This is a genomic window from Kitasatospora sp. NPDC003701, assembly GCF_053587085.1.
In genome coordinates, this window is the sequence record NZ_JBSFNM010000007.1 from 1 (window position 1) to 25,000 (window position 25,000).

Sequence of the window (25,000 nt, forward strand, 5' to 3'; positions counted from 1 at the left end):
GTGCCGATCAGGTCGACGTCAGCGGTGAACAGCTCGCGGAGGATCCCCCCGGCGCGGACCGTCTGGTTGCCCGCGACCGTGGGGGCCGCGCCCCCGTCGGCCCCGCCCGCCTCCACCGCCCCCGCACCGACGGGGACGGCCACGTCGACCCCGACCCCGACGGCGACCGTCGCCCCGGCGACCATCGCCGTGACCACGGTGAACCTGGACTCGCTGACCTGCAGCGGCCGGTGGAGCCTGACCGCGACCGTCACCGTGGTCGCCCAGGGCACGGGCACCGGCACCCTGACGCTGAACTGGTTCCACACCTCGGGCAGAGCGGTGGTCACCGTCGCGACCGACACGGTGGTGATCCGTGACGGCCGCGCCACCGTCACCCGGCCGCACGACTTCGGCTCGGCCGACACCTTCCCGACCTGGGGCGTGAGCGTCGGTACGACGCCGGCGGCGGCGAAGCCGGGCAAGACGTCCGCCACGATGGCCGCCTACCTCTGCGACCCGCCCCGCTGACCCGTACCGGTCCCCGGTCCGCCACCTGCCCGGTCCGCCACTTGTCCGGTCCCCGACGACCCTTCCCTGCCGCGTTCTCTGGAGCAGCCATGTCCACGCCCCGCCCCGACTCCGCCCCGGCACCGGGCGCGGCCGCAGACCCGACCGTTCGACTCGCCGCCGGTCCGGAGGGCGCCGACCGGACGCTCCGGCTCGGGCCCGACGCCGAGGCCACCGTCCGGCTCGACGACACCGAGGCCACCGCCCGGCTCGGACCCGACACCGTGGCCACCGCCCGGCTCGGACCCGACACCGTGGCCACCGCCCGGCTCGACGAGACCGTCCGGCTCGACCGCACCGAGGCCGCGAGCGCGACGTTCCTGGACCCCGAGGTCTGGGGCGGCGCACCGGAGCCGGCGGAGACCACCACGCCCGTCGACCCGACGCCGCGCGAACAGCCGCTCGCCCCGGGTGAGTTGCGTCGGTTCGGCCCCGGTGTCCCGCCGCAGGCCGCCGCCGTCTGGCACGGCACCGCCGTGCCGCAGCCGCAGGAGGCGCCCCGCCGCCGCCGGGTGTGGCGGTGGCTGGTGCCGGTGGCCGTGCTGCTGGCCGTGCTGGCCTTCCTGTTCTGGCGCTTCACCACGCCCGCCCTGGCGGTCACCGGCATCGGTGTGACCACCGACCCGGCGGGCCCGGGCTGCGGCGGTACGGCGGTGATCACGGCCGCGGTCGGTACCAACGGCGGCGCCGGCACCATCCGCTACCGCTGGCTGCGCAGCGACGGCACCACCTCCGGCGAGATCACCCAGGAGGTCGGCTCCGGCGCCCACCGGACCGACCTGGTGCTGCGCTGGAGCTTCGAGGGCCAAGGCTCGCTCCAGGCCACCGCCACCCTGGAGATCCTCTCCCCGGCCCCCCGGACCGCGACGGCCTCGTTCCCGTACCACTGCCCCTGAGCTCTCGGGACCGCCGGAGCCGGCCGGGCGCCGAGGCGTCGGCGTCCACCGGTCGTCCGCCGGTCGTCCACCGGTCGCCGTCGGCCCGTCCGGCTCATACGGTCGTGTTCCGGGCGGGATCGTCGGCACAGGAGGCCAGGATGCGGCACTACCGGTGGGTACTGGAGACCCAGGACGACGACGGCCACTGGCTCCGGCGGGACGGCGCCCCGGCGCAGAATCCCGTGGCGTACGACGGGCCGCCCCAGCAGGCGGCCAACCACCTCCGCGACGTGTTCGTGCGCACGCTCTCCTCGCCCGCTCCCGGCCCCCGGGCGGTCAGGATCCGCCTCTGGGAGGGCACCGACGCGGTCGGCGAGCCCCAGGCCGAGACCGAGTGGTCACGCGAGTGAGGCACCCCGCCGGGGCCGGGGCCCGGGCGGCGTCCCCGTCCTGCTCCTATCGTTGAACCGGAAGACTGCGGCGCACGGTGAGGCAGGCGGAGCATGAAGGGCGCGGACATCGACTATGCGGCCGTTTTCCAGGCCTTTCCCGGCATGGTGGCGCTGCTGACCCCCGAACTGGTGTACGCGGAGGTGAACGAGGAGTACCTCCGCGTGTCGGGCCGCCCGCGGGCCGCGTTGATCGGCCGGTACCTCTTCGACGTCTTCCCCGACAACCCGAACGACGCCACGGCGAACGGTGTGCGGAACCTGCGCGCGTCGCTCCTGCGGGTGCTGGACACCGGCGAGCGCGACGCCATGGCGCTGCAGCGCTACGACGTCGAGTCCCCGGAGCGGCCGGGCACCTGGACGGAGCGGTACTGGAGTCCGGTGAACGCTCCGGTGCTCGGGTCCGACGGCCGGGTGGTCCTGCTCGTGCACCGGGTGGAGGAGGTGACCGAGCTCATCACGGCCCGCGGTCGCCCGGGCGGCGGCCGGGCCCGGGTGCTGGAGGCCGAGCTCTACTCGCGGGCCCGCGAGCTGCAGGACGTCAACGAGCGGCTGCGGCAGGCCCACGCCAGGGAGCGCGAGGTGGCTCTCGCCCTTCAGGAGGCGATGCTGCCCGCTCCGCGACCGGTGGGCCACCACCCGGCCGCCGTGCGCTACCGGCCCGCCGTGGGCGCGCTGAACGTGTGCGGCGACTGGTACGACCTGGTCGACCTGCCCGGTGACCGCATCGGGGTGGCCGTCGGCGACGTCGTCGGCCACGGCCTCCGGGCCGCCTGCGTCATGGGCCTGCTCCGCAGCGCGTTGAGCGCGGCCTCGCTGGTCGCCGACGGGCCGGCCCAGGCGCTGGAGGTGCTCGGCCTGTACGCGCGCTCGGTCGACGGCGCCGAGAGCACCACGGCGGTGGAGACCCACATCGACTGGGGCACGCACAGGATCAGCTACAGCAGCGCGGGCCACCCCCCGCCCGCCCTGCTGCACACCGACGGCACCGTCGAGTTCCTGGACCGGGCCACCGACCCCCCGCTCGGTGCCCGCCCCTACCCCGTCCCCCGCCCGGAGGCGACCGTGGCCTTCGGGGAGGGCGACACGCTCGTGCTCTACACCGACGGGCTGGTCGAACGCCGCCGCGAGGACATCGACACCGGCCTCGCCCGCCTCGCCCACTCCCTGGCCCGCCACCGCGGGAGCGCCCCCGAACCCCTCGCCGACGCCCTCCTGCACGACCTGCTGCCGATCGGCGGCGCCACCGACGACACGGCCCTGGTCGTCGTCCGGCTCTGACCGCCGGTCCGGTGGCGCCGGCCGCGGCTCAGATCCCGTGCAGCCGCCGGGCCGAGGGGCGCAGGTACACGGCCCAGGTCACGACGGAGCACACCGCGTACGCCGCGAGGAACGCCAGGTACGCCGCGTCACCGTTCTTGCTGGTCAGGAAGGACTGCCGGAAGGCGGCGTTGACCAGCACCCCGCCGAACGCGCCGATCGCGCCGGCCAGGCCGATCAGTGCGGACGCCCGGCGGCGGGACCCGGTCCAGGCGGTCTCCGGGTCCGCGCCGCCCGCGACCGAGGTGTGCGCCTTCGCCTGGAAGATCGCCGGGATCATCTTGTAGGTCGAGCCGTTGCCGATCCCGCTCAGGACGAACAGGGCCAGGAAGCCGGTCAGGAACAGCGGCAGCGAGTTGGCCCGTGAGGCGGCCAGCACGAGCCCCGCGCCCGCTGCCATCAGGACGAACGCGCCGAGGGTCACCTTCGCGCCGCCCCAGCGGTCCGCCATCCTGCCCCCCACCGGCCGCACCAGCGAGCCGAGCAGCGGGCCGAGGAAGGTCAGGTAGGCGGCCTTCACCGGGGTGTCGAACTGGTGGTGGAACTGGACCTGGAGCACCTGCCCGAAGGCGAAGCCGAAGCCGATGAAGGAACCGAAGGTGCCGATGTAGAGGAGCGACATCACCCAGGCGTGCGGCTCCCGGGCCACCTCGCGCAGCGCGCGTCTGTCGTTGCGCAGGGCCGGCAGGTTGTCCATCCTCAGCGCCGCGCCCAGGGCCGCCAGCACGATCAGCGGCAGGTAGACCAGCGGCACCAGGCGCGGGTGGGCCGCGCCCGCGGTGGCCAGCACCAGCAGGCCGACCAGCTGCACGACCGGGACCCCGAGGTTGCCGCCGCCGGCGTTGACGCCCAGCGCCCAGCCCTTGAGCCGCTGCGGGTAGAACGCGTTGATGTTCGCCATCGACGAGGCGAAGTTGCCGCCGCCGACGCCGGCGACGCAGGCCACCGCGAGCAGCGTCCCGTACGGGACGCCGGGGTGCAGCACGATCCCGGCCAGCACGGTCGGCACGAGCAGCAGCAGGGCGCTGAAGACCGTCCAGTTGCGGCCGCCGAACTTCGCCACGGCGAAGGTGTACGGCAGGCGCAGCACCGCGCCCAGCGCCGTGGGCAGCGCGGTCAGGGTGAACTTGCCGGCCGGGTCGATGTGGTACTCGGGGCCGAGGAAGAGGACCAGGACCGACCACAGGCTCCACACCGAGAAGCCGATGTGTTCGGAGAGGACCGAGAAGACCAGGTTGCGGCGGGCGGTCCGGGCACCGGTCCGGTCCCAGAACTCCCGGTCCTCCGGACGCCAGTCGGTGATGCCGCGCACCCGGCCCGGGTCCACCGCCTCGGCGGTCGTGTCTTCGCTTCCGACGACTGTGCTCATCAGGAGTCACCCGCTCGTTCAGGGGATGGGGAGTTGTGCGAGAGACACTACGAGCGGCGGGTTTCGCGGGACGCCTCCCCGCCGCTCGGGCGTGCTACGGCTCGCGCACGCCCGCCGGCTCGCGCCGTGAGCGGCGCACCGGCCAGACCCGCAGCACCGCGGGCGTGCCGTCGGGGGCGGTCTCCTCGTCCAGGCAGCGGCCGTCGCGCAGGTCGAAGACCTGCTTGTACATGGGCGAGGCCAGCGTGGGCGCACCGCCGCGACTGCCGAGGATGCCGCGGGAGAGCACCTGGGCGCCGCTGAACGGGTCGCGGTTGTCGACCGCGTAGAGCTCGCCGGCGCGGTCCCGGAAGACCGCCACCTGTTCGCCGCGCTCGCTCAGCACGGCGACGCCGCGCCCGGGGCACAGGTCCCGGTACGCGCAGACCCCGGTCCACCCGGTGCCGTCGAAGAGTTCCACCGTGTCGTTCATGCGGTACGTACCTCCAGTCGGGGGCCGGCGATCAGCGCCGGGGCGAGGATGCGCCCGTCCTCGTCGGGGCGGGCGGGGCGGATCTGGCCCCGCTCGGGCACGAAGGTCACGGCCGGGTCGGGCGTGCCGGGGGCGTTGACGAAGGAGGTGAACCGGCGCAGCCGTTCGGGGTCGGCCAGCACGGCGGCCCACTCGTCCTGGTAGGCGCCGACGTGACGGGCCATCCGCGCGTCGAGTTCGGCACAGAGGTCGAGCGAGTCGTCGACGACGACGGCGCGGACGTGGTCCAGGCCGCCCTCGATCCGGTCCAGCCAGACCGAGGTGCGCTCCAGGCGGTCGGCGGTGCGGATGTAGAACATCAGGAAGCGGTCGATGGTCCGGATCAGCGTCTCCCGGTCCAGGTCGGCCGCGAGCAGGTCCGCATGACGCGGGGTCATGCCGCCGTTGCCGCCGACGTAGAGGTTCCACCCGGCCGAGGTGGCGATGATGCCGAAGTCCTTTCCCCGGGCCTCCGCGCACTCGCGCGCGCAGCCGGAGACCGCCGACTTGAGCTTGTGCGGCGAACGCAGCCCCCGGTAGCGCAGCTCCAGCTCGATCGCGAGCCCGACCGAGTCCTGAACGCCGTAGCGGCACCAGGTCTCGCCGACGCAGGACTTCACGGTGCGCAGCGACTTGCCGTAGGCGTGCCCCGACTCGAAGCCCGCGTCCACCAGGCGGCGCCAGATCGGTGGCAGCTGGTCGACGCTGGCGCCGAAGAGGTCGATCCGCTGACCGCCGGTGATCTTCGTGTAGAGCCCGAAGTCCCGGGCGATCTCGCCGATGACGATCAGCCCCTCGGGAGTGATCTCGCCGCCGGGGACGCGCGGTACGACCGAGTAGGAGCCGTTGCGCTGCAGGTTGGCCAGGAAGTGGTCGTTGGTGTCCTGCAGCGAGCCCTGCTCGCCGTCCAGGATGTGGCCGGGATCGAGGCCGGCCAGGATCGAGGCGACGACCGGTTTGCAGACCTCGCAGCCCTCGCCGCTGCCGTGGCCGTCGATCAGCTCGCTGAAGCTGCCGATCCCGGTGACCCGGAGGATCTCGTAGAGCTCGGCCCGGGTGTGCGCGAAGTGCTCGCACAGGCCCTTGTCGACCGGGACGCCGCTCGCTGCCAGCTCCTCGGTGACGATCGTGCCGAGCAGCTTCACGCAACTGCCGCAGCCGGTACCCGCCTTGGTGCACTTCTTGACCTCGGGGACGGTCCCGCAGCCCTGCTCGTGGACGGCGGCGCGCAGCTCGCCCTTGCTGACGTTGTGGCAGGAGCAGACCACGGCCTCGTCGGGCAGCGCGATCGGCCCGGCGGCCGGACCGAGCCCGGCCGGGAGCACCAGCTGCTCGGGCGCCGTCCGCAGCGGCTCGCCGCCGATGGCGAGCGGCCGCAGCAGGCCGTAGGCCTCGGTGTCGCCGACCAGGACGCCGCCGAGCAGCCGCCCGTCACGGCCGACCACCAGCTTCTTGTAGACGCCGGAGCGGCTGTCGCTGTAGAGGACGTCGAGCGAACCCTCGGTGGCGCCGTGCGCGTCGCCGAAGCTGGCGACGTCGACGCCGAGCAGCTTGAGTTTGGTGGAGGTGTCCGCGCCGGTGAACTCCCCGCCCAGGCCCAGCAGCGAGCGGGCGGCCGTCTCGGCCATCGCGTAGCCGGGGGCGACCAGGCCGTAGACCCGGCCGTCGGCGGCCAGCGCGCACTCGCCGATGGCGTAGACGTGCGGGTCGCGGGTGCGGCACCGCTCGTCGACGACGACGCCGCCGCGCTCGCCGACCGGTAGGCCGCTCTCCCGGGCCAGTTGGTCGCGCGGCCGCACGCCGGCCGAGAAGACCACCAGGTCGGCGGGGAGCTCCCGGCCGTCGGAGAGGCCCATCGCCCGCACCCGGTCGTCCGCGCCGGTGAGGATCGCCTGCGTCCCGGCGCCGGTGTGGACGTTGACGCCCAGCTCCTCGATCCTGCGGCGCAGCAGCCGGCCGCCGCCCTCGTCGACCTGAAGGGCCATCAGGCGGGGCGCGAACTCCACGACGTGCGTCTCCAGGCCCAGCGCGGTCAGCGCGCCCGCCGCCTCCAGGCCGAGCAGCCCGCCCCCGACGACCACACCGATCCGGGCGGTCTCGGCGTCCGCGCGGATCGCCTCCAGGTCCTCGATGGTCCGGTAGACGTGGCAGCCCGCCGCGTCGTGGCCGGGGACGGGCGGGACGAACGGGTAGGAGCCGGTGGCCAGGACCAGCGCGTCGTAGGGGAGCACCCGGCCGGAGGCGGTGGTGACGGTCCGCGCGGCGCGGTCGATCGCGACGGCCGGGTCGGCGGGCCGCAGGTCGATCCCGTGCGCGGCCAGGAAGCCGGGCGGAGTGAGCGACAGCTCCTCGGCGGTGGTGCCGGAGAACCACGAGGTCAGGTGGACCCGGTCATAGGCCGGACGCGGCTCCTCGGCGAGCACGGTGACCCGCCACTCGGCCGCGCCCGGCTGCTCGGTCAGCGCCTCCAGGAAGCGCTGACCGACCATGCCGTGACCGACCAGGACCAGGTCCTTCGGTCGGCGGTCCGTCTGGGGGGACGTCATCAGCGTCATCGGCGGGCTCCGTGGGTTCCGTGAGGGGTGAGCGGGTGCATCGGGTGGTCGGGCATCGGGCCGTCGCCCTCCTGGGCGCGGGCCAGGTCGCCTACGCTGACCGGATCGCCGACGGTGGCCGGGTCGCCGGCGAGGATCGCGCCGACCGGGCGGCCCCCGCGCAGGACGGGCGGCGTCCGCGCCGTGCGCGGCGCAGCCCGCGGCCACCCGGTCCGGCGCCTCGTCCCGGCCCGCCGCGACCGTCGCGCACCGGCGGCGTGGCCGGTCGCGCCGCCCGCCCCGGCACCGCGGCGGAGCGGTACGGGCAGCGGATGTCCGTGGCGTCCGTCGGGTCCGTGGCGCCGGTGGCGGCGATGGCGGTGGTCGTCATGCCGACGACGATGACCGCAGGGCGTTACGCCGCCTTGTCACCCGTGTTGCGCGCGCGGTACGCGTCCCTCACACCGCGGCCGGGACGGGGTGGGTTCGCGGACATGTGCCGTAACACCCCACGGCGATTCGCTAACGCCCGCGTGACGGCCGGGCAATCCACCGGTAACCCCCCGGCCCGACTCTGCGTCCATGAGCACCACAGCACCCCCCGCCGTCGCACCGCTGACCGGCTTCACCATCGGCGTCACCGCCGCGCGCCGCCGCGACGAACTCGTCGCGCTGCTGACCCGGCGCGGGGCGCGGGTGGTCCAGGCACCCGCGCTGCGCATCCTCCCGCTGGAGGACGACATCGCGCTGCGCCGCGCCACCGAGCTGTGCCTGACCGCGCCGCTGGACTACGTGGTGGCGACGACCGGCGTCGGCTGGCGCGGCTGGATGAGCGCGGCCGACGGCTGGGGCCGGGGCGGGGAGCTCGCCACCGCCTGCCGCGACGCGGTCGTGCTCACGCGCGGTCCGAAGGCGACCGGCGCGGTCCGCGCCAGCGGCCTCGACGAGACGTGGTCCCCCGCCACCGAGGCCACCGACGAGTTGCTGACCTGGCTGCTGGCCCGGCCGCTCACGGGCCGCCGGATCGCCGTCCAGGAGCACGGCCTGCCACTGGACTCCTTCGCGGCCGCGCTGCGCGAACGCGGCGCGGAGGTGATCCCGGTCCCGGTCTACCGCTGGGCCCCGCCGGAGGACCCGGGCCTGGTCCGCCGCCTGGTCGAGCAGACGGTGCGCCGCGAGGTCCACGCGCTGACCTTCACCAGCGCCCCCGCGATCACCGCCTTCCTGGAGACGGCCGGCGCGGACGGCCTGCACGAGCAGGTGCTGGAGGCGATGCGCGGCGACGTGCTGCCCGTCTGCGTCGGCCCGGTCTGCGCCCGCCCGCTGGTCGACGCCGGCGTCCCGGTGGTCTGGCCGGAGCGCGGCCGCCTGGGCGCGCTGGTCCGCACGCTGACCGAGACGCTCCCCTCCCGCAGCCGCCGGGCCCTCCGGGTCGGTGGCCGGGACCTGGTGCTGCAGGGCAGCGCGCTGCTGGTCGACGGGGCGAGCTACTGGCTCTCGCCGAAGGGCGCGACGCTGCTGCGGGCACTGGCGGAGCGGCCGGGCCGGGTGCTCAGCCGCGCCGAGCTGCTCCGTCGTGCCTGGGCGGACTCGGACCCGGACGAGCACGCGGTCGAGGCCGCGATCGCCCGCCTGCGCGCCTCGCTGGGCCCGCACGGCGACCTGGTCCGCACCGTCCCCAAGCGCGGCTACCGGCTGGTGGAGGTATGACGGGCACCCGGTCGGTGACGCCCGGCCCGCGCACCGCCGCGCCGGGCCGCCCGCCGACTCCGCCGACCCTGCTGGCGGTGGCCCACGGCACGCGCGACCCCGAAGGCGTCGCCGCGACGGCGGCGCTGGTCGCCCGCGTCCGCGCGCTCCGTCCCGAGCTGCGGGTCGAACACTGCTTCCTCGACCTCGCCTCCCCCTCCCTGGCCGAGGCGCTCACCCGCCTGCGCGGCGAGGTGGTCCTCGTGCCGCTGCTCCTCGGAGCCGGCTACCACGTCCGCGTCGACCTGCCCGGGGCGCTCGCGGGCGCGCCCCACCTGCGCGCCCGCGTCGCCCGCGCGCTCGGGCCGGATCCGCTGCTGGCCGACGCGCTCACCGACCGCCTCGCCGAGGCCGGGTGGCGGGACGGCGACGACCCCGTCGTCCTGGCCGCCGCCGGGTCCACCGACCCCACCGCCAACGCGGACGCCGCCGCGATGGCCCGCCTGTTGCGCGAACGCCTGCCCGGGGGCGCCCCGGTCGTCCCCGCCTACCTCTGCGCCGTCGGCCCCACCCCCGCCGAGGCCGTCGCCGCCCTGCGCACCGCCGGTCACACCCGGGTCGCCGTCGCGGAGTACCTGCTGACCCCGGGCTTCTTCGCCCGCCGCGCCGCCCGCTCGGGCGCGTGCGTCACCTCCGCCCCGCTCGGGACCCACGACGCGCTGGCGCACCTGGTGACCGCCCGCTACGACGAGGCACGCCTGACCCCGGGGACACGGTCGGAGCGGCCGGCACCCGTGCGGTGAGCGCCGCGGCAACGCCGGTGTGCCGGGCCGCCGGCGCCCGCCCGAGGCTTCAAGAACCCGGGCGCCCGCCCAGGAGACTCAGACCGGCACCGACAGCGAAGCCGAAGCCGAAGCCGAGGCCGAAGCCGTCCGCCGCTCCCGCCGGTAGGCGCCGGGCGGGGCGCCGAAGTGCCGCTTGAAGGCCTTGGCGAACGCGAACTCCGAGGTGTAGCCGGCGTTCTCGGCCACGGTGCTCAGCGAGTCGACCGTCTCGCGCAGCATCCTCGCGGCGATGGCCATCCGCCACGTCGTCAGGTAGCTGAGCGGCGGCTCGCCGACCACCGCGGTGAACCGCCGGGCGAACGTGGCGCGCGACAGCCCGGCCCGGCTCCCCAGCGATTCGACGGTCCACGGATGCGCCGGATCGTCGTGGATCGCTTTCAGCGCGGGGGCGATCAACGGGTCGTTCAGTGCCGAGGCCCAGCCCTGCGTCTGCTCCCTGGGCAACTCGGCGTACCAGGACCGCAGGATGTAGAGGAGCAGCAGATCGACGAGTGCCGTGACCACCGAGTCCGAACCCGGCTGGGGCCGGTGCATCTCGGCGCAGAGCTGGTCGACCGCCGAGCGCAGCGCCGGATGGCGACCGGGGCCGGCCGGGAAGTGGATGACCTCCGGGAGGTCGCCGAGCAGCGGATGCGGCCGGTCGATGTCGAGGTGGTAGGCCCCGCACACCAGCACGGTGCGAGCGCCGTCGCCCTCGACGGTGAAACGCCCGATCGGCGAGGAGGTGTCGACGCGGTCGGGTTCGAAGGCGACCGGCTCGCTGGTGACGGTGTCGCAGATGGCGTGATCGGTGCCGCGCCGCAGGAACACGACGTCGCCGGGCCCCAGGGCCGTCGGTTCGCCGCCGACCGGCAGGAGGAAGCAGTGCCCTTCGACGACGACGTGGAATCCGGCTCCCGCGATGGGCTGGAAGCGCACACCCCACGGCGCCTGCGCCTCGGTACGGACGACGGACGGACGTCCGGTGCGCAGGGCCGCGAGCGTGTCGCTGAGGATGTCCATGAACTCACCATAGCGTGCTGCGATCGAGACGATCGGACAGTGAATCGAGACTTCAGGCCATTCAGTGTCTCGGTCGTGACGCATAGCGTCGTCGTCATGAACAACACAGAAGACACCCCGCGTGTCATCGTCATAGGTGGTACCTCCGGCGTCGGATTCGCCGTTGCGCGGGCCGCGGCGGCCCAGGGCTCGAACGTGGTCGTCGCCTCCAGCAGCCGGGGCCGGGTCGACCGGGCGGTGAGGAGGCTCGGCGGCCCGGCCGAAGGCATCGTGCTGGACGTCGCCGACGAGGCCGCGCTCGCCGCCTTCTTCGACCGGATCGGCGAGTTCGACCACCTCGTCTACACGGCTGGCGAGCCCCTGCTGCTGAAGCCGCTCGCCGACCTCACCGCCGAGGAGTCCCGGGCGTTCTTCGAGCGCCGCTTCTGGGGCGCCCTGCTCGCCGCGAAGTACGCGACGCCGAAGCTCCGCCCCGGCGGCTCGATCACCTTCACCTCCGGCGCCTTCGCCACCCGGCCCGTCCCCGGAGCCCTGCTCGGCGCGAGCATCACCGCGGCCGTCGAGGGTCTGACCCGAGCGCTGGCCCTGGAACTCGCCCCACTGCGGGTCAACGCGGTCCGCCTCGGCGCGATCCGCACCGAGCTCTGGGACAGCACCGTGCCCGAGCCGGAGGCCTTCCTCCGAGCGCAGGGCGACGGACTTCCCGTGCAGCGCGTCGGCAGCCCCGAGGAGGCTGCGGCGGCCTACCTCTACCTCCTGGGCAACGGCTACGCGACCGGCACGGTGCTCACCCTCGACGGCGGAGCCGCACTGGCCTGACGGCCCGGGCGGAGGAGGACGTGGCCGCGGTCGACGGAGCGGTGGCCGGCCCCGGAGTTCGGTGATCAGCTCCTCGCCGCGGATCAGCCCGGTCAGCGTCTGGTGCGGTCCCGGTGCGGCCCCGGTGCTGGCCGAGGCGGATGTCGGCGCGCGGGCCGGAGGTGTGGGACCGGAACCGTCGGGCCGTGACCCGTCCGTCGGGCGCCTCGACCGGGGGGCCGGGCAGCGGCTCGCGGTGAGCGCCGGGTCGATGGGTCGCGGTCGGCGGGCCCGGCTCGGCCGGGGCGGACCGCGACGGCGACCGGGGGAGGGTTCCGCCGGGACGCTCTCCCGGCGGGCACGGCTGCGCGCGGGCCCGGGCGTCAGCCCCGGGCCCGCGCGCAGTGGCGGGGTGGATCAGGCCGGCAGGACGGCCTCGATCGCGGCGATCACCTCGGCCGACTCGGGCTCGGTGCGGGGGCGGATCCGGGCGGCCACGGTGCCGTCGGGCGAGACGAGGAACTTCTCGAAGTTCCAGGACACGTCCCCGGCCTGGCCCTCGGCGTCGGCGGTCCGGGTCAGCTCGGCGTAGAGCGGGTGCTGGTCGTCGCCGTTGACGTCCGCCTTCTCGAACAGCGGGAAGGAGACGCCGTAGGTGGTGGAGCAGAAGGTCTGGATCTCCTCGGCGCTGCCCGGCTCCTGCCCGGCGAACTGGTTCGACGGGAAGCCCAGCACGGTGAAGCCGCGCGCGGCGTAGCGCTCCTGGAGCCGCTCCAGGCCGGCGTACTGGGGCGTCAGGCCGCACTTGGAGGCGACGTTGACGATCAGCAGCGCCTTGCCCTTGTAGTCGCCCAGCGAGGTGGCCTCGCCGGACAGGGTGCGCAGCGGGATGTCGTACAGGCTCACGGAAGTCCCCTTCGGATGGTCGGGTGTCGGGACAGGACTCGTCACGGAACGGTAGTCGCCCCGCCGGGGTCAACCACGGCCGGGCTCCGGGTGTTCCGTCCCCGTTCGGGTGGACCGGGCGCCGAGGCGGGCGGCGACGGCGGCGAAGTCGGCGCTGTGCCAGCGCTCGGGGCGCATCCGGACGGCGATGTCGGCGGTCAGCTGCTCGGTGGTGGCGGCGAGGTAGGCCCGGGCGGCGTCGGGCGGCAGGTAGTGGTGGGCCAGCGCGGCGCGCTCGGCGGGGTCGATCTCGTCCTCGATCGCCACCACCGGGCCCTCCACGCTCACGTACCGGCAGGGCGGTTCCTCCTGCTGGGCGCAGAGCGCGAACCGGCCGGCGGCGCGGATCAAGCGGGCCTTGGCCGAGTCGCGGCCGGTGAGGACGGTGAGGACGCCGCCGGGCCGGTAGGAGTACCAGATCGGGACGGCCAGCAGGCCCCCGGCGGACTGGGCGCCGTCGCCGCAGACGGCCAGGACGCCGACGTGCGGGCCGGCCAGAAAGGTCTCGCGCTCGGCGACGGTCATGGTGAGGGGCATGCGGTGGCCTCCCGGGGCACGGAGGCGCGCGGGCTGTGGTCGCGCGCCGGCGGTGCACTGTGCGTACCCGCACGGTTGTGCCGCCGAACGCGGTCGCCCTGGACGGACGCGGTCGCGCGTCCGCCGCGAGCCCGGAGGCGACTGCCTCCGGGCTCGCGGCGGACAGCGGTCCGGCGCCCGGTGCGGGGCGACGGGCCGCCGGGGCTCAGAGCGCCAGCGGCTTGATGGCCGTGGGGGCGTGCTCGGGCAGCGTGGCGAGCTCCTCGAACTCGGTCACGTCGCTCATGTCGACGGTCCGGCTCATCGAGATGTTGGTGATGCGCTCCAGGATGGCCTCGACCACGACCGGGACGCTGTGCTCGGTGGCGAGCTTCTTGGCCAGCTCGAAGGCGGCGCCCAGCTCGTTCGGGTCGGTGACCCGGATGGCCTTGACGCCCAGGCCCTCGGCGACCTTGACGTGGTCGACGCCGTAGACGCCGAGCTCCGGGGTGTTGATGTTCTCGAACTCCAGGTTGACCTGGAAGTTGATGTCCAGCCCGATCTGCGCCTGGCGGATCAGGCCGAGGTAGGCGTTGTTCACGAGGACGTGGATGTAGGGGACCTTGTGCTGGGCGGCGACCGCCAGCTCCTCGATCATGAACTGGAAGTCGTAGTCGCCCGAGAGCGCGACGATCGGGGTCTGCGGGTCGGCGACGGCGGCACCGATCGCGGCCGGGATGGTCCAGCCGAGCGGGCCGGCCTGGCCGCAGTTGATCCAGTGGCGCGGCTTGTAGACGTGCAGCATCTGCGCGCCGGCGATCTGGGAGAGGCCGATGGTGGTGACGTAGCGGGTCTCCGGGCCGAAGGCCTTGTTCATCTCCTCGTAGACGCGCTGCGGCTTCATCGGGATGTTGTCGAAGTGGGTGCGGCGCTGCAGGGTGGCCTTGCGCTCCTGGGCGGACGCGGCCCAGGTGGTGAAGTCGGGCAGCCGGCCCTCGGCCTTGAGCTCCTTGGCGACTTGGACGAAGAGCTCCAGCGCGGCCTTGGCGTCGGAGGCGATGCCGTAGTCCGGGGCGAAGATCTTGCCGATCTGGGTGGGCTCGATGTCGACGTGGACGAACGTGCGGCCCTTGGTGTACGCCTCCAGGTTGTAACCGGTGTGGCGGTTGGCCCAGCGGTTGCCGATGCCGAGGACGAAGTCCGACTCCAGGAAGGTCGCGTTCCCGTAGCGGTGCGAGGTCTGGACGCCCACCATGCCGGCGCTCAGTGCGTGGTCGTCGGGGATGGTGCCCCAGCCCATCAGGGTGGAGATGACCGGGACGCCGGTCAGCTCGGCGAACTCGACCAGCAGGTCGGAGGCGTCGGCGTTGATGATGCCGCCGCCGGCGACGATCAGCGGACGCTCGGACTCCAGCAGGAACCGGAGCGCCTTCTCGGCCTGGGCGCGGCTGGCCTGCGGCTTGTAGACCGGCAGCGGCTGGTAGGTCTCGGGGTCGAACTCGATCTCGGTCAGCTGGACGTCGATCGGCAGGTCGATGAGGACCGGGCCCGGGCGGCCGGAGCGCATCAGGTGGAAGGCCTCCTGGAAGACGCCCGGGACCTGCGCGGCCTCCAGCACGGTGGTGGCCTTCTTGGTGACCGGCTTGGCGATCGAGGAGATGTCGACGGCCTGGAAGTCCTCCTTGTGCAGCTTGGAGACCGGGGCCTGGCCGGTGATGCACAGGATCGGGATCGAGTCGGCGATCGCCGAGTAGAGGCCGGTGATCATGTCGGTGCCGGCCGGGCCGGAGGTGCCGATGCAGACACCGATGTTGCCGGCCTTGGCGCGCGTGTAGCCCTCCGCCATGTGGGAGGCGCCCTCGACGTGCCGGGCCAGCGTGTGCCGGATGCCGCCGCCCTCCTTGAGGGCCCGGTAGAAGGGGTTGATCGCTGCGCCCGGCACGCCGAACGCGACCTCAACGCCTTCGAGCTTGAGGATCTCCACTGCCGCGCGGGCGGCTGTCATACGAGGCATCGGGTTTCTCCTGCGTCGGCCCGCAGTGGGTCGGAGGGCTCATCTCCAGAATTCCACCATACGGAAGAACGGTTTCTGTATGCGGAAACAAAGTAAGGCGGGGCCCGTCGGGGCGTCAAGGGGGGTTTCAACAGAATGTGGAAGTGGGGCCTGCGACGGGGAGTGGCGGGAAACCGCAGGTGGCGGGCGCGGGGAGGGTGTCGGCCGGCTGTCGGGCCAGGCTGTCACGGCGGGTGCGGCCGATCCATCGCCCGTTCCTCCAGGCCGGCGGCGTCGGGCGGGCTCCGCGGTCGTCCCTTCCTGCAAAGCGGTCGCCCTCCGTACCGGCCTCGTTCGCATACCAGTGCGCCGGCCGAATGCGCGTACCCGGCCGGAGTCCGGATCCGGCCCGGAAAGCGGGCCCGGTGTGCGGCTCGGGTGAAGGGACGGTGTGCGAGGTTGGCCGCGTCCGGGGCGCTGGGTACCGTCGGTGGCACGCCGGACCCGGCATGGTTGCCATGTTCAACTCGGGCCGCGGCAGGGGGATTTGGGATCGACCGGGAGCGGGGGAGCTCCGGCCGTTGGGTCCCTTCCAGGACCGGTCCGACCGGTCCGCACGCAGTCGATCGAGGAACAGCCCCCCGACCGCACCCGCCCCGCTCCGACACCCGCCGCCGCCACCCGGCCCGCCCGGGCGGCCGCCGTACCGACGCCGTCCGCGCCGTGCGAGCCGCGGACGCCGTCGGGTGCCCCACCGAGGCGCCGCCCGGTCCGCCGGCGCGGCGAGTCACCCACCGCCGTGCCGGGCGGTCCGCCGGCGCGGCTGCCCGTCGCCTGCCAGCCCGCTCGTCGCCCGCCAGCCCGCCGCTACCCGGCCGCCCGGCCGCCCGAGCCCGGTCCGGTCCGGTCCGGCCGACCGGACCGGGCACGGACAACCCCAGCAGCGCGTCCGCCCCGTCGGCGGGTGCGCGGAAGGAACGCACCCATGCGCCGACCCGCCTGCTGTCCCCCCGTCCGCCCCGCCCTCGCCCCGGCGGTGGCCCGATGAGCGCCCTGCCCGGCCGGCGCAAGAGCCCGCCGGGCCGCCCCCGCAAGACCGCCCCGCCGGGCCGGGCCCGCCCGCGCCGCGTGCTGCGCCACCGCGGTCCGGTCGGCGCGCTGCGCGCCGTGCCCTGGCGCTTCGACCTGCCCGCCTCGCTGGTGGTCTTCCTGGTCGCCCTGCCGCTCTGCGTCGGCGTGGCCGTCGCCTCCGGCGTCCCCGCCGAGCTCGGGCTGGTCACCGGGATCGTCGGCGGCCTGGTGGTCGGCGCACTGCCCGGCAGCAGTCTCCAGGTCAGCGGGCCGGCCGCCGGGCTGACCGTCCTGGTCTACGAGGCCGTCCAGGAGTACGGCGCCGGCGCGCTGGGCGTCCTGGTGCTCGCCACCGGCCTGCTCCAGCTGGCCATGGGCGCCCTGCGCCTGGGCCGCTGGTTCCGCGCGATGTCCGCCTCCGTCGTGCACGGCATGCTGGCCGGGATCGGCCTGACCCTGCTCTTCGGCCAGCTCTACGCACTCGCCGACCGCAAGGCGCCCGGGACCGGGCCCGAGAAGATCGCCGGCCTGCCCGCACTGCTGCGCGACGCCGTCACCGGCGCGGCCGCCCCGAGCGCGGTCGCCCTCGGCGTCGCCACCCTGCTGGTGCTCGTCTTCTGGAAGCACCTGCCGGCCCGGGTGGCCCGGGCGGTGCCCGCACCGCTGGCCGCCGTCGGTCTCGCGGCCGCGGTGACCGCCGCCGCCGACCTGCCGGTCGCCCGGATCCGGGTCTCCGGCCTGCTCGACGTGGTCCGGCTGCCCGAGCACGACGCACTCGGTGCGCTGGCCGGCACGGCGGGCGTCGGCACGATCCTCGCCTTCACCCTGATCGCCTCCGCCGAGACGCTGTTCAGCGCCGCCGCCGTGGACCGGATGCACCACGGTCCGCGGACCGACTACGACCGTGAGCTGACCGCCCAGGGCATCGGCAACACGCTCTGCGGGCTGCTCGGGGCGCTCCCGATGACGGCGGTGATCGTCCGCAGCGCGGCCAACGTCCAGGCCGGCGCCCGGACGAAGGCCTCGCGCGTCCTGCACGGGCTCTGGCTGCTGCTGTTCACCGCGCTGCTGCCCGGCGTGCTCGGCCTGGTCCCGCTCACGGCGCTGGCCGCCGTGCTGGTGCACGCGGGTGCCAAGCTCGTCCCGGTCCGGCGGATCGTCGGGCTCTGCCGCGAGCACCGGGGCGAGGCGGCGGTGCTCGCGGTGACGGCGGTGGCGATCATCACCACCGATCTGTTCGAGGGCGTGCTGATCGGGATCGGCCTGGCGGTGGTCAAGTCGGCCTGGCAGACCTCGCACCTGCAGATCGCGGTGGAGGAGCTGTCCGACCCGGGCGGTACGACGTCGGGCCCGGTGATCGGCTCGGAGCCCGGCCCGGTGATCGGCCCGGAGCCCGGCCCGGTGGTCGGCGGGGCGCCGCTGCGGGTCCGGCTGAGCGGCAACGCGACCTTCCTGCGGCTGCCCCGGCTGCTGGACGCCCTGGAGCGGTTGCCGGCGGACCGCCCGGTCGAGCTGGACTGGTCGGGGCTGCGCCATCTGGACCACGCCTGCACGGTGGCCCTCAACACCTGGGCCGACCAGCACCGCGCCCGCAGCTCCGCGCCGCTGGCGGTCGAACCGCCGCTGCCGACGGTGGTCTGAGGGGGCGTCGGGCGCGCAGGGCCGTCCGGGGCGGCGGTGCGTCAGGAGTGACGGCCCGTCCGTCCCGGGCTCGTCCGGGTCGGACGGCTAGCCTGGTCGCGGCGCGGGGTGCTCGACGGACCCGGCGCCGCGACAGCACCGGGCGAGAGGCGAGAGGAGCGGCAGAGCCGTGATCGCAGCGTTTTCGGTCACCCCGCTGGGGGCCGGCGAGGAAGTGGGGGAGGCGGTCGCGGCCGCCGTCCGGGTGGTCCGCGCGAGCGGGCTGCCGAACCGCACGGACGCGATGTTCACCAGCATCGAGGGGGAGTGGGACGAGGTGATGCCGGTGATCCGGGAGGCGATCGAGGCGGTGAAGGCCTACAGCGGGCGGGTCAGCACCGTCATCAAGATCGACGACCGGGCCGGGGTCACGGACGGGCTCACCGCCAAGGTCGCCTCGGTGGAGCGCCACCTGGCCGAGGGCTGAGCGAGCCCGACGGCCCTGCCCGCCGACCCGTACGGGCCGGCGGGCAGGGCTTCGGTCGGTGCGTCGGTCAGCGGGCCGGGGTGGGCTGGGAGTTCTGCCCGGCGGGCTCGGCGCTGTAGGTCCGGCCGCCGTTCCACCGGGGGAGCAGCCGATCCACCGCGAACGGGCCGGAGCCGAGCGCCGCGATCGCGAGGAACGCCCAGCAGAACAGCACCGAGGCCTCGCCGCCGTTCTGCAGCGGCAGCAGGGCGTGCTCCTGGTGGACGGTGAAGTACGCGTAGGCCATCGAGCCGGAGCAGAGCAGCGCGGCGGTGCGGGTGCCGAGGCCGGCCAGCACCAGCACACCGCCGACGAGCTGGATCAGCGCGGCCCACCAGCCGGGCCACTGGCCGACCGGGACGGACCCGCCGCCCTTGGCGCCGCCGAGGACGCCGAAGAGCGAGGCGGCGCCGTGGCAGGCGAAGAGCAGGCCGACGACGACGCGAAAGACCGTCAGGACGAGGGGACGGGCGGCGTCGACCGCCTGTTGGGGAGTGCTAGCCGGCATGGGGACGTCTCCTTGCGGGGAGGGACGGGGGGACGGGCGGCGGTAAGGGTACCCTTATCTGCAATCGGCTGACAACACTCTGTCAAATCGACTGTGTTCGAATTTGTTCACCGTCCGTTGTTCGTATCTCAACGGCCCGTTGCCGCCCGGGCTTTCGCGCGGGCGTGCCCGGTATGCGGTGCTCGGTGCGTCGGGTCCCCGGATCTTTCTTGACCGATCGGTCTGGATATGACTAGGGTTCAGGCATGGCACGGACCAAGGAATTCGATCCCGACACGGCGCTCCAGGCGGCCCTGGAGCTGTTCTGGCGGCGCGGCTACGAGGCCACCTCGATGGCCGAGCTGGTCGAGGAGCTCGGGATCGCCCGTGCCAGCATCTATGCCACCTTCGGCAGCAAGCACGAGCTCTACCTGCGGGCGCTGGAGCGCTACGGCGAGCAGCACAATCCGGTGCTGCTGGCCGAGCTGTCGCAGCCCGGCCCGGTGCTGCCGGCCGTCCGCGGCCTGGTCCGGCGCTTCGCGAGGGAGGCCGGCGAGGACGGTGCGAACGGCCCCAGGCGGGGCTGCTTCGTCACCAACACCGCCGTCGAACTCGCTCCGCACGACCCGGACGCGGCCCGGCGGGTGGCGGCCAGCCTCGGTCACCTGGAGACGGTGCTGACGGCCGCGCTGGTCCGGGCCGAGGCGCAGGGGGAGCTGCCCGAGGGGCGCGACCCCCGGGCGCTGGCGCGGATGCTGCTGGTGCTGATGCAGGGCATGCGCGTGATCGGCAAGGCCGGTGACGGCGCGGTCCGGTTGCGCGACGCCTCCGAGCAGGCGCTCGCCCTGCTGGACTGAGGGCCGCCGGGCGCCGGGCCCGGGGGTGCCGGGCCAAGGGCTGCCGGGCCCGGGGGTGCTGGACCGACGGCTGCTGCTCGGTTGACTGCGTGGTTGCCGCGCTTTGCTGTCCAAATTCTGGATCGAACGGTCAATATAGCGAGGGGGATTCGATGGCACGGGGGGTTCCGACGTCCACACGGACGTCTTCGCGGGTGTCCGAACGGACGCCGTTACGAGTGCCTGCCCGGGCATCCACAGGGGCGTCGTCGTCGCGGACGGCTCCGCCGGCCTGGCCACCGCGGCCGGGGTTCGCCCTGCTCGGCGCCGTGCAGGCGACGCTGATCTTCACCATCATGATCCTCTCCGTCCCCCTGCCCCTGGTGGCCCGGGAGTTCGGCCTCGGCCCGTCCGGCATCCTGCTGCTCAGCGCCGCCTACGGGCTCTCCTTCAGCTCCCTGCTGCTGCTCGGCGGGAGGCTCGCCGACCGCCACGGCGGCCGTCGGATGCTGCGCGCGGGCCTCGTCGTGCTGGCCGTCACCTCGGTCGCCGGCGCCCTCGCCCCCACCTTCCCGATCCTGCTCGTGACGCGCTTCGCCCAGGGCGTCGGTGCCGCCCTCGCCGCCCCGGCGGCGGTCGCGGTGGTGCGGGCGCTCTTCCCCCGATCCGCCGACTACGGGCGGGCGATGGCCACCTGGGGCGGCCTCTCCGTACTCGGCGGCACCGTCGGCAGCCTGCTCTCCGGGGTGGTCACCGCCTGGGTGTCCTGGCGCTGGCTGTTCGCCGTGCCGGTCCTGGTGGCGCTCGCCGGGCTCGCCCTCTCCGGTCGCCGGCTGCCCCCCGCCGGGCCGACCGCCGCCGCGCCCGCCGCGCTCGACCTGCGCGGCGCCGTCCTCGCCACCGCCGGTGTCTGCGCGGTCGGTTACGGTCTGGTCGGGTCCGGGGAGCACGGCTGGAGCGAACCGGTGGTGCTCCTGCCACTCGTCCTCGGCACCGCCCTGCTGCTCGCCTTCGCGGCCGCCGAACGGCGCACCGCCGACCCCCTGCTGCCGCCCGGCTTCCTCGCCGACCGCCGCCGCGTCAGCGCCCTGGCCGCCGTCATGGCGACCGCCGCGGCCACCGCGCTGACCTTCCTGGTGCTCCCGCTCTACCTCCAACAGCTGCGCGGCTGGGGCGTGTTGGCCACCTCGGCGGCCTTCGTGCCGTACGCGGTGGTGCTGCTGGTCGCCGGTCGGCCGGCCGGACCGCTGATCGCCCGGTACGGCCCGGCCGCCGTGACCACCGGTGGGCTGGTCGTGGCCGCCGCGGGCCTGGCGCTGCTGGCCGGCGTCGGCCCCGACACCCCCTACGCCACCGGCCTGCTGCCCGGCCTGCTCCTGCTGCCCGCCGGGGCCGCCCCGGCCTTCGCCGGCTCGGCGGTCCTCGCCACCGGCGGCGTCCGGCCCGAGCGGACCGGTCTCGCGGCAGGCGTCCTGAACACCGCGATGGAGCTCGGCCCCACCGCCGGCGTCGCCGCCCTGATGGCGCTCGCCGCCACCCGCCCGACCGCCGTCGGCGGCTACGCCGCCGCCTTCGCGGCCGCTGCCGCGGGCCTCGCGCTGACCGCCGTGGCGGTCGCCTTCCTGGCCCGCCCCCGAACCGCACGAACCCCGTTCACCCCTACCGAGGAGTACTCCGCATGACCACGCGTTTCGCCGACAAGTCCGTCCTGGTCACCGGCGGCGGCACCGGAATCGGCCGCGCCACAGCCCTCGCGTTCGCCCGTGAGGGGGCCCGCGTCGCGGTGGCCGGCCGCACCGAGAGCTCGCTGGCCGAGACGGTTCGGCTGATCGAGGAGGAGGGCGGCAAGGCCGTCGCCCTCGTGGGCGACGTCGCCGACAGCGCCGACGCCGCCCGGCTGGTCCGGGAGACGGTCGCCCGGCTCGGCGCCCTGGACGTCGCCGTCAACAACGCCGGCATCCTGGGTGCGGTGGCGCCGATCGCGGACCTCACGGAGGAGGATTGGCAGCGGGTCGTCGACACCAACCTGACCGGCACCTGGCTCGCCATGAAGCACGAGATCGCCCACATGCGGACGCAGGGCGGCGGCGCCATCGTCAACATCGCGTCCAACCTGGGCGTCCACATGCGTCTCGCGGGCCTCGGTGCCTACGCCGTCAGCAAGGCGGCCGTCAGCGCCCTCACCCGCAGCGCGGCCCGCGATCACATCGGCGACGGCGTGCGGATCAACTCCGTCAGCCCCGGGCCGGTGGAGACCCCGATGTCCAGCCGCCCCGGCGAGGCGGCCGCCGACAAGGCCGACCGGATGAAGGCCGACGTCCCCGTCGGCCGGGCCGGCGCCGTCGAGGAGATCGCCGCCGCCGTCCTCCACCTCGCCTCCCCCGAGTCCGCCTACACCGTCGGCGCCGACCTCGTCCTCGACGGCGGCATCACGGCCTGAGGGCCCGGTGACGTCCGCAGCGCCGTCCCCGGCGCTGCGGACGGTTGCGTCACCGGGCCTCGTGTGCCGTGAGGTGGCCGGCCGGGGCCCTCGGGGGCCGGACCGCGCGGTGGGAAGTCCATGATGGTCCGGTGGGGCAAGGGAAGCCCGGTCGCCCGGCTGGGGTCACCTGCCGGCCTGCTCGGTGGTACCGATCGCCCTGTCGAGCCGCGGGGGAGCCGCCGAGCCGATCGACTCGGCGAGCACCCTGCCGATCTCCGTGCGCTGGCGCGCGGTGCAGTCGGCCGTCAGCCGCTCCAGGCTGCGCAGGACCAGGACGTCGCGCCAGAGACGGATGCCGGAGACGGTCAGCCCGGACAGGGCGATCCCGGCCAGTGCCAGGCCGGCGGTCATCGGACGTAGTCCTCGCGGGTCTGCGAGGCGAGCTCCCGTGAACTGATCCGGTGGGGCGGGACGGTGCAGGAGCGGCTGCGGCGCAGGACCAGGGTCCGCCCGCCCAGCAGGGCCGTTTCGGAGGAAGGGAAGTATTCCGCGGCGTCTTCCCGGGGCAGGCCGTCGACCACCTCGTGGGCGAGCAACGCCGCGAGGAGCGCTTCGAGGCTGTCGCCGCAGCACCAGGAGATGACCAGGTCGGCTGTTCCATGGGTGTAGCAGTTGGCGATTCCGTGTGGGGCCGCCACCCGGTTCACCAGCGCCGGTCGGCGCAGGACGCGGCTCAACAGCAGGTCACGAGTCGATCGATCGGTGGGAGAGGGCGAGGTGTCCCAGAAACGGGCCCGCTTCAGCTCCGTGTCCTGGAAGGTGAGTGGATACAGCCGCCACAGCGGTGTCTCCCCGTCGAGGTCGTGCGGGAAGCGAAGAGCGGAGCCGTCGGCGGTGGACAGGGTGATTGCCGCGGTGCTCAGCAGACTCGACAGGACGACCTGTCGGCCCCTCAGGGCTGGACGAAGCCCCGGAACGCCGCGCAGACCGTGGTAGTGGTCGTCCCAGCGCGGCAGCAGTTCGCCAAGGATCTCGGTGGCCATGTCGGGTTCGAGCCGGAGCAGCAGCTCGCCCCTGGCGCAGTCGGCCCGCGCCACGCCCAGCAGCGCGCCGTTCAACTGCCGGTCCTGGAAGGCGTTCGCCAGTGTGTGCGTCACCATGGCTTCGAGGCTCCGCTGGCTCGCGCCCGCCGCGTCCGGAACCGGTTCCTTGATGAAGACCCTGCAAGTCCGCGCCAGCCGCAACGACGTGGCCCAGGGCAATGAGGTCTGGCGACGAATCCGCTTGGCCAGACGGGTGTGGTTGTCGGACGAGGACACGCGACTTCCTCTCGTCGAACCGTCCGGCAACGGTTGGAGAGGCAGGTCGGAACGCCCTGCGACGGACACGCGGACAGCACCGCGGGAGACTCTCGGGAGCCCTCTGCCCACCCCGGGCTGCCGGAGGCCGGGTTGTGGGACGTGCAGCCGCATCAACGCCCCTACGGTACACCGTCGTCGAGCGCCTCCGTCCGCCTACGCCGAGAGCGCCTCGCCGTCCTCCGGGAGGGCGCAGGCGGCGGCGAGGGTGTCGAGCGAGAGGTCGAGGGCGTAGGCGAGTGCGGCGACCGTGAAGAAGGCCGGGGTGGGGGCGCGGCCGGTCTCGATCTTGCGGAGGGTCTCCGAGGAGATGCCCGCCACCGCCGCGATCTCGACCATGCTGCGCGTGCCGCGGGCCGCGCGGAGCAGCGCGCCGAAGCGCTCGCCGCGCTCGCGCTCCCAGGGGGTCAGCGGAGTCCTCACCATGTGCCGATCCTAGTCCCGCGCCGACCGTGATAGATATACCGGTATAAGAATTGGTTCGGGGATCGAGGGGATTCAGCCATGGTGGAGCTCAAGTCGGATGCGGCGTTGGCGGCGATGCGGGAGGCCGGGCGGGTGGTGGCCGAGGCGCTGGCCGCGGTGCGGCGGACGGCCGGTGTGGGGGTGAGCCTGCTGGAGCTGGACGAGGTGGCGCGCGGGGTGCTGCGTGCGGCGGGAGCCGTGTCGCCGTTCCTCGGGTACCGGCCGTCGTTCGCGCCGGTGCCGTTCCCGGCGGTGATCTGTGCCTCCGTCAACGACGCGGTGGTGCACGGCATTCCGGACGGCTACCGGCTGCGGGACGGCGACCTGGTGAGCATCGACTGCGGAGCCGTGCTGGACGGCTGGGCGGGCGACGCCGCCGTCAGCTTCACCGTCGGGTCGCCCCGTGCGGAGGACGACGCGCTGATCGACGCCACCCGGCGGGCGCTGGAGGCCGGGATCGCCGCGGCGGTGGTCGGCAACCGGACCGGTGACATCGCGCACGCGATCGCCGCCGTCGCCCGCGGAGCCGGTTGGGGGCTTCCGGAGGGGTTCGGCGGGCACGGCATCGGGCGCCGGATGCACGAGGACCCGCACGTGCCCAACGAGGGCCGCCCGGGCCGGGGTTACCCGCTCAAGCCGGGGCTGGTGCTCGCCATCGAACCGATGCTGACGGCCGGCGGCCGGGACGACTACCTCACCGACGAGGACGGCTGGACCCTGCGGACCACCGACGGCAGCCGTGCCGCGCACTTCGAGCACACCGTGGCGATCACCGAGGACGGGCCGCGCATCCTCACCCTGCTGTAGCGGTCGGCGC

Annotated in this window: 24 protein-coding genes and 1 pseudogene; 13 read left to right on the plus strand and 12 right to left on the minus strand. The window is 74.4% G+C overall.

Translation table 11 applies throughout. From position 1 onward, the window contains the following. A pseudogene (locus tag ACWDRR_RS08810) lies at positions 1-197 on the minus strand (hypothetical protein); the annotation flags it as partial. Between ACWDRR_RS08810 and ACWDRR_RS08815 the strand changes: the two are divergent. The 4 genes from ACWDRR_RS08815 to ACWDRR_RS08830 all read left to right on the plus strand — a co-directional run bounded on the left by ACWDRR_RS08815 (position 190) and on the right by ACWDRR_RS08830 (position 3,157). Further along, positions 190-510 carry a hypothetical protein gene (locus ACWDRR_RS08815; protein ID WP_449771469.1) on the plus strand — a complete coding sequence of 107 codons (321 nt, stop codon included), beginning with the start codon at positions 190-192 and terminating at the stop codon, positions 508-510. The pseudogene ACWDRR_RS08810 and the gene ACWDRR_RS08815 sit on opposite strands and share 8 nt — an antisense overlap. A gap of 89 nt (positions 511-599) precedes the next feature. Next, positions 600-1,445, plus strand: coding sequence for a hypothetical protein (locus ACWDRR_RS08820; RefSeq protein WP_449771470.1), 846 nt, complete (start codon positions 600-602; stop codon positions 1,443-1,445). Between the two features lie 140 nt (positions 1,446-1,585). Beyond that, a complete protein-coding gene (locus ACWDRR_RS08825) occupies positions 1,586-1,837 on the plus strand; it encodes a hypothetical protein (RefSeq protein WP_449771471.1) in 252 nt (83 codons plus the stop codon). 93 nt (positions 1,838-1,930) lie between these two features. Then, entirely contained in the window at positions 1,931-3,157 is a 1,227-nt protein-coding gene (locus tag ACWDRR_RS08830) for a PP2C family protein-serine/threonine phosphatase (protein WP_449771472.1), read from the plus strand. Positions 3,158-3,185: 28 nt separating this feature from the next. Here the strand turns inward: ACWDRR_RS08830 and ACWDRR_RS08835 are convergent, their stop codons facing one another. From ACWDRR_RS08835 to nirB, 3 genes are all read right to left on the minus strand, one after another. Beyond that, the gene (locus ACWDRR_RS08835; protein ID WP_449771473.1) at positions 3,186-4,565 is read right to left on the minus strand and encodes a nitrate/nitrite transporter; all 1,380 of its coding nucleotides are present in this window, start codon (positions 4,563-4,565) and stop codon (positions 3,186-3,188) included. Positions 4,566-4,659: 94 nt separating this feature from the next. Then, positions 4,660-5,037, minus strand: coding sequence for a nitrite reductase small subunit NirD (gene nirD / locus ACWDRR_RS08840; protein ID WP_449771474.1), 378 nt, complete (start codon positions 5,035-5,037; stop codon positions 4,660-4,662). Beyond that, entirely contained in the window at positions 5,034-7,631 is a 2,598-nt protein-coding gene (gene nirB, locus ACWDRR_RS08845) for a nitrite reductase large subunit NirB (protein ID WP_449771475.1), read from the minus strand. The genes nirD and nirB overlap by 4 nt, the downstream gene beginning before the upstream one ends. Positions 7,632-8,192: 561 nt before the next feature. Between nirB and ACWDRR_RS08850 the strand changes: the two genes are divergently transcribed. Continuing rightward, a complete protein-coding gene (locus tag ACWDRR_RS08850; protein ID WP_449771476.1) occupies positions 8,193-9,320 on the plus strand; it encodes a uroporphyrinogen-III synthase in 1,128 nt (375 codons plus the stop codon). Then, entirely contained in the window at positions 9,317-10,102 is a 786-nt protein-coding gene (locus tag ACWDRR_RS08855) for a sirohydrochlorin chelatase (RefSeq protein ID WP_449771477.1), read from the plus strand. Before ACWDRR_RS08850 ends, ACWDRR_RS08855 begins: the two co-directional genes overlap by 4 nt. 78 nt (positions 10,103-10,180) lie before the next feature. On the opposite strand, the gene ACWDRR_RS08860 is transcribed toward ACWDRR_RS08855, so the two are convergent. Next, entirely contained in the window at positions 10,181-11,146 is a 966-nt protein-coding gene (locus ACWDRR_RS08860) for an AraC family transcriptional regulator (protein WP_449771478.1), read from the minus strand. Between the two features lie 96 nt (positions 11,147-11,242). Between ACWDRR_RS08860 and ACWDRR_RS08865 the strand changes: the two genes are divergently transcribed. Continuing rightward, a complete protein-coding gene (locus ACWDRR_RS08865; protein ID WP_449771479.1) occupies positions 11,243-11,965 on the plus strand; it encodes an SDR family oxidoreductase in 723 nt (240 codons plus the stop codon). 396 nt (positions 11,966-12,361) lie between these two features. Here ACWDRR_RS08865 and ACWDRR_RS08870 read toward each other — a convergent pair whose 3' ends face one another. From ACWDRR_RS08870 to gcl, 3 genes are all read right to left on the minus strand, one after another. Then, on the minus strand, positions 12,362-12,850 hold the full coding sequence (locus tag ACWDRR_RS08870) for a glutathione peroxidase (protein WP_449771480.1): 489 nt from the start codon (positions 12,848-12,850) through the stop codon (positions 12,362-12,364). A 69-nt stretch (positions 12,851-12,919) separates the two neighbouring features. Continuing rightward, positions 12,920-13,426, minus strand: coding sequence for a pyridoxamine 5'-phosphate oxidase (locus ACWDRR_RS08875; RefSeq protein ID WP_449771481.1), 507 nt, complete (start codon positions 13,424-13,426; stop codon positions 12,920-12,922). A 205-nt stretch (positions 13,427-13,631) separates the two neighbouring features. Continuing rightward, positions 13,632-15,410 carry a glyoxylate carboligase gene (gcl, locus tag ACWDRR_RS08880; RefSeq protein WP_449771678.1) on the minus strand — a complete coding sequence of 593 codons (1,779 nt, stop codon included), beginning with the start codon at positions 15,408-15,410 and terminating at the stop codon, positions 13,632-13,634. 1,032 nt (positions 15,411-16,442) lie between these two features. On the opposite strand from gcl, the gene ACWDRR_RS08885 reads away from it, so the two are divergent. Together ACWDRR_RS08885 and ACWDRR_RS08890 are read left to right on the plus strand one after the other, a co-directional pair. Next, positions 16,443-18,110 carry a SulP family inorganic anion transporter gene (locus ACWDRR_RS08885; protein ID WP_449771482.1) on the plus strand — a complete coding sequence of 556 codons (1,668 nt, stop codon included), beginning with the start codon at positions 16,443-16,445 and terminating at the stop codon, positions 18,108-18,110. A gap of 169 nt (positions 18,111-18,279) precedes the next feature. After that, positions 18,280-18,576, plus strand: coding sequence for an MTH1187 family thiamine-binding protein (locus tag ACWDRR_RS08890; RefSeq protein ID WP_449771483.1), 297 nt, complete (start codon positions 18,280-18,282; stop codon positions 18,574-18,576). Positions 18,577-18,643: 67 nt separating this feature from the next. Here ACWDRR_RS08890 and ACWDRR_RS08895 read toward each other — a convergent pair whose 3' ends face one another. Continuing rightward, positions 18,644-19,123, minus strand: coding sequence for a DoxX family protein (locus tag ACWDRR_RS08895; protein ID WP_449771484.1), 480 nt, complete (start codon positions 19,121-19,123; stop codon positions 18,644-18,646). Positions 19,124-19,368: 245 nt separating this feature from the next. On the opposite strand from ACWDRR_RS08895, the gene ACWDRR_RS08900 reads away from it, so the two are divergent. The 3 genes from ACWDRR_RS08900 to ACWDRR_RS08910 all read left to right on the plus strand — a co-directional run bounded on the left by ACWDRR_RS08900 (position 19,369) and on the right by ACWDRR_RS08910 (position 22,378). Beyond that, entirely contained in the window at positions 19,369-19,959 is a 591-nt protein-coding gene (locus ACWDRR_RS08900; RefSeq protein ID WP_449771485.1) for a TetR/AcrR family transcriptional regulator, read from the plus strand. Between the two features lie 308 nt (positions 19,960-20,267). Continuing rightward, a complete protein-coding gene (locus ACWDRR_RS08905) occupies positions 20,268-21,620 on the plus strand; it encodes an MFS transporter (RefSeq protein ID WP_449771486.1) in 1,353 nt (450 codons plus the stop codon). Then, the gene (locus ACWDRR_RS08910) at positions 21,617-22,378 is read left to right on the plus strand and encodes an SDR family NAD(P)-dependent oxidoreductase (protein ID WP_449771487.1); all 762 of its coding nucleotides are present in this window, start codon (positions 21,617-21,619) and stop codon (positions 22,376-22,378) included. The genes ACWDRR_RS08905 and ACWDRR_RS08910 overlap by 4 nt, the downstream gene beginning before the upstream one ends. A gap of 165 nt (positions 22,379-22,543) precedes the next feature. On the opposite strand, the gene ACWDRR_RS08915 is transcribed toward ACWDRR_RS08910, so the two are convergent. The 3 genes from ACWDRR_RS08915 to ACWDRR_RS08925 all read right to left on the minus strand — a co-directional run bounded on the left by ACWDRR_RS08915 (position 22,544) and on the right by ACWDRR_RS08925 (position 24,144). Continuing rightward, positions 22,544-22,771 (minus strand): hypothetical protein, encoded by a 228-nt coding sequence (locus ACWDRR_RS08915; protein ID WP_449771488.1) that lies wholly within the window; start codon positions 22,769-22,771, stop codon positions 22,544-22,546. Then, positions 22,768-23,679: a hypothetical protein gene (locus ACWDRR_RS08920; RefSeq protein ID WP_449771489.1), complete on the minus strand. Its 912-nt coding sequence runs from the start codon at positions 23,677-23,679 to the stop codon at positions 22,768-22,770. The genes ACWDRR_RS08915 and ACWDRR_RS08920 overlap by 4 nt, the downstream gene beginning before the upstream one ends. A gap of 195 nt (positions 23,680-23,874) precedes the next feature. Further along, entirely contained in the window at positions 23,875-24,144 is a 270-nt protein-coding gene (locus ACWDRR_RS08925; protein WP_387893923.1) for a helix-turn-helix domain-containing protein, read from the minus strand. 78 nt (positions 24,145-24,222) lie between these two features. On the opposite strand from ACWDRR_RS08925, the gene map reads away from it, so the two are divergent. Beyond that, entirely contained in the window at positions 24,223-24,990 is a 768-nt protein-coding gene (gene map, locus ACWDRR_RS08930) for a type I methionyl aminopeptidase (protein WP_449771490.1), read from the plus strand. Positions 24,991-25,000: the final 10 nt, after the last annotated feature.

Bases quoted from the DNA above. Each gene is read 5' to 3' on its own strand.
- ACWDRR_RS08910 (WP_449771487.1), top strand. From the start codon at position 21,617: ATGACCACGCGTTTCGCCGACAAGTCCGTCCTGGTCACCGGCGGCGGC.
- ACWDRR_RS08825 (WP_449771471.1), top strand. From the start codon at position 1,586: ATGCGGCACTACCGGTGGGTACTGGAGACCCAGGACGACGACGGCCAC.
- nirD (WP_449771474.1), bottom strand. From the start codon at position 5,037: ATGAACGACACGGTGGAACTCTTCGACGGCACCGGGTGGACCGGGGTC.
- ACWDRR_RS08835 (WP_449771473.1), bottom strand. From the start codon at position 4,565: ATGAGCACAGTCGTCGGAAGCGAAGACACGACCGCCGAGGCGGTGGAC.
- ACWDRR_RS08925 (WP_387893923.1), bottom strand. From the start codon at position 24,144: ATGGTGAGGACTCCGCTGACCCCCTGGGAGCGCGAGCGCGGCGAGCGC.
- ACWDRR_RS08875 (WP_449771481.1), bottom strand. From the start codon at position 13,426: ATGCCCCTCACCATGACCGTCGCCGAGCGCGAGACCTTTCTGGCCGGC.
- ACWDRR_RS08820 (WP_449771470.1), top strand. From the start codon at position 600: ATGTCCACGCCCCGCCCCGACTCCGCCCCGGCACCGGGCGCGGCCGCA.
- ACWDRR_RS08865 (WP_449771479.1), top strand. From the start codon at position 11,243: ATGAACAACACAGAAGACACCCCGCGTGTCATCGTCATAGGTGGTACC.
- ACWDRR_RS08900 (WP_449771485.1), top strand. From the start codon at position 19,369: ATGGCACGGACCAAGGAATTCGATCCCGACACGGCGCTCCAGGCGGCC.
- ACWDRR_RS08885 (WP_449771482.1), top strand. From the start codon at position 16,443: ATGAGCGCCCTGCCCGGCCGGCGCAAGAGCCCGCCGGGCCGCCCCCGC.
- map (WP_449771490.1), top strand. From the start codon at position 24,223: ATGGTGGAGCTCAAGTCGGATGCGGCGTTGGCGGCGATGCGGGAGGCC.
- ACWDRR_RS08850 (WP_449771476.1), top strand. From the start codon at position 8,193: ATGAGCACCACAGCACCCCCCGCCGTCGCACCGCTGACCGGCTTCACC.
- ACWDRR_RS08855 (WP_449771477.1), top strand. From the start codon at position 9,317: ATGACGGGCACCCGGTCGGTGACGCCCGGCCCGCGCACCGCCGCGCCG.
- ACWDRR_RS08830 (WP_449771472.1), top strand. From the start codon at position 1,931: ATGAAGGGCGCGGACATCGACTATGCGGCCGTTTTCCAGGCCTTTCCC.
- ACWDRR_RS08860 (WP_449771478.1), bottom strand. From the start codon at position 11,146: ATGGACATCCTCAGCGACACGCTCGCGGCCCTGCGCACCGGACGTCCG.
- gcl (WP_449771678.1), bottom strand. From the start codon at position 15,410: ATGACAGCCGCCCGCGCGGCAGTGGAGATCCTCAAGCTCGAAGGCGTT.
- ACWDRR_RS08895 (WP_449771484.1), bottom strand. From the start codon at position 19,123: ATGCCGGCTAGCACTCCCCAACAGGCGGTCGACGCCGCCCGTCCCCTC.
- nirB (WP_449771475.1), bottom strand. From the start codon at position 7,631: ATGACGCTGATGACGTCCCCCCAGACGGACCGCCGACCGAAGGACCTG.
- ACWDRR_RS08915 (WP_449771488.1), bottom strand. From the start codon at position 22,771: ATGACCGCCGGCCTGGCACTGGCCGGGATCGCCCTGTCCGGGCTGACC.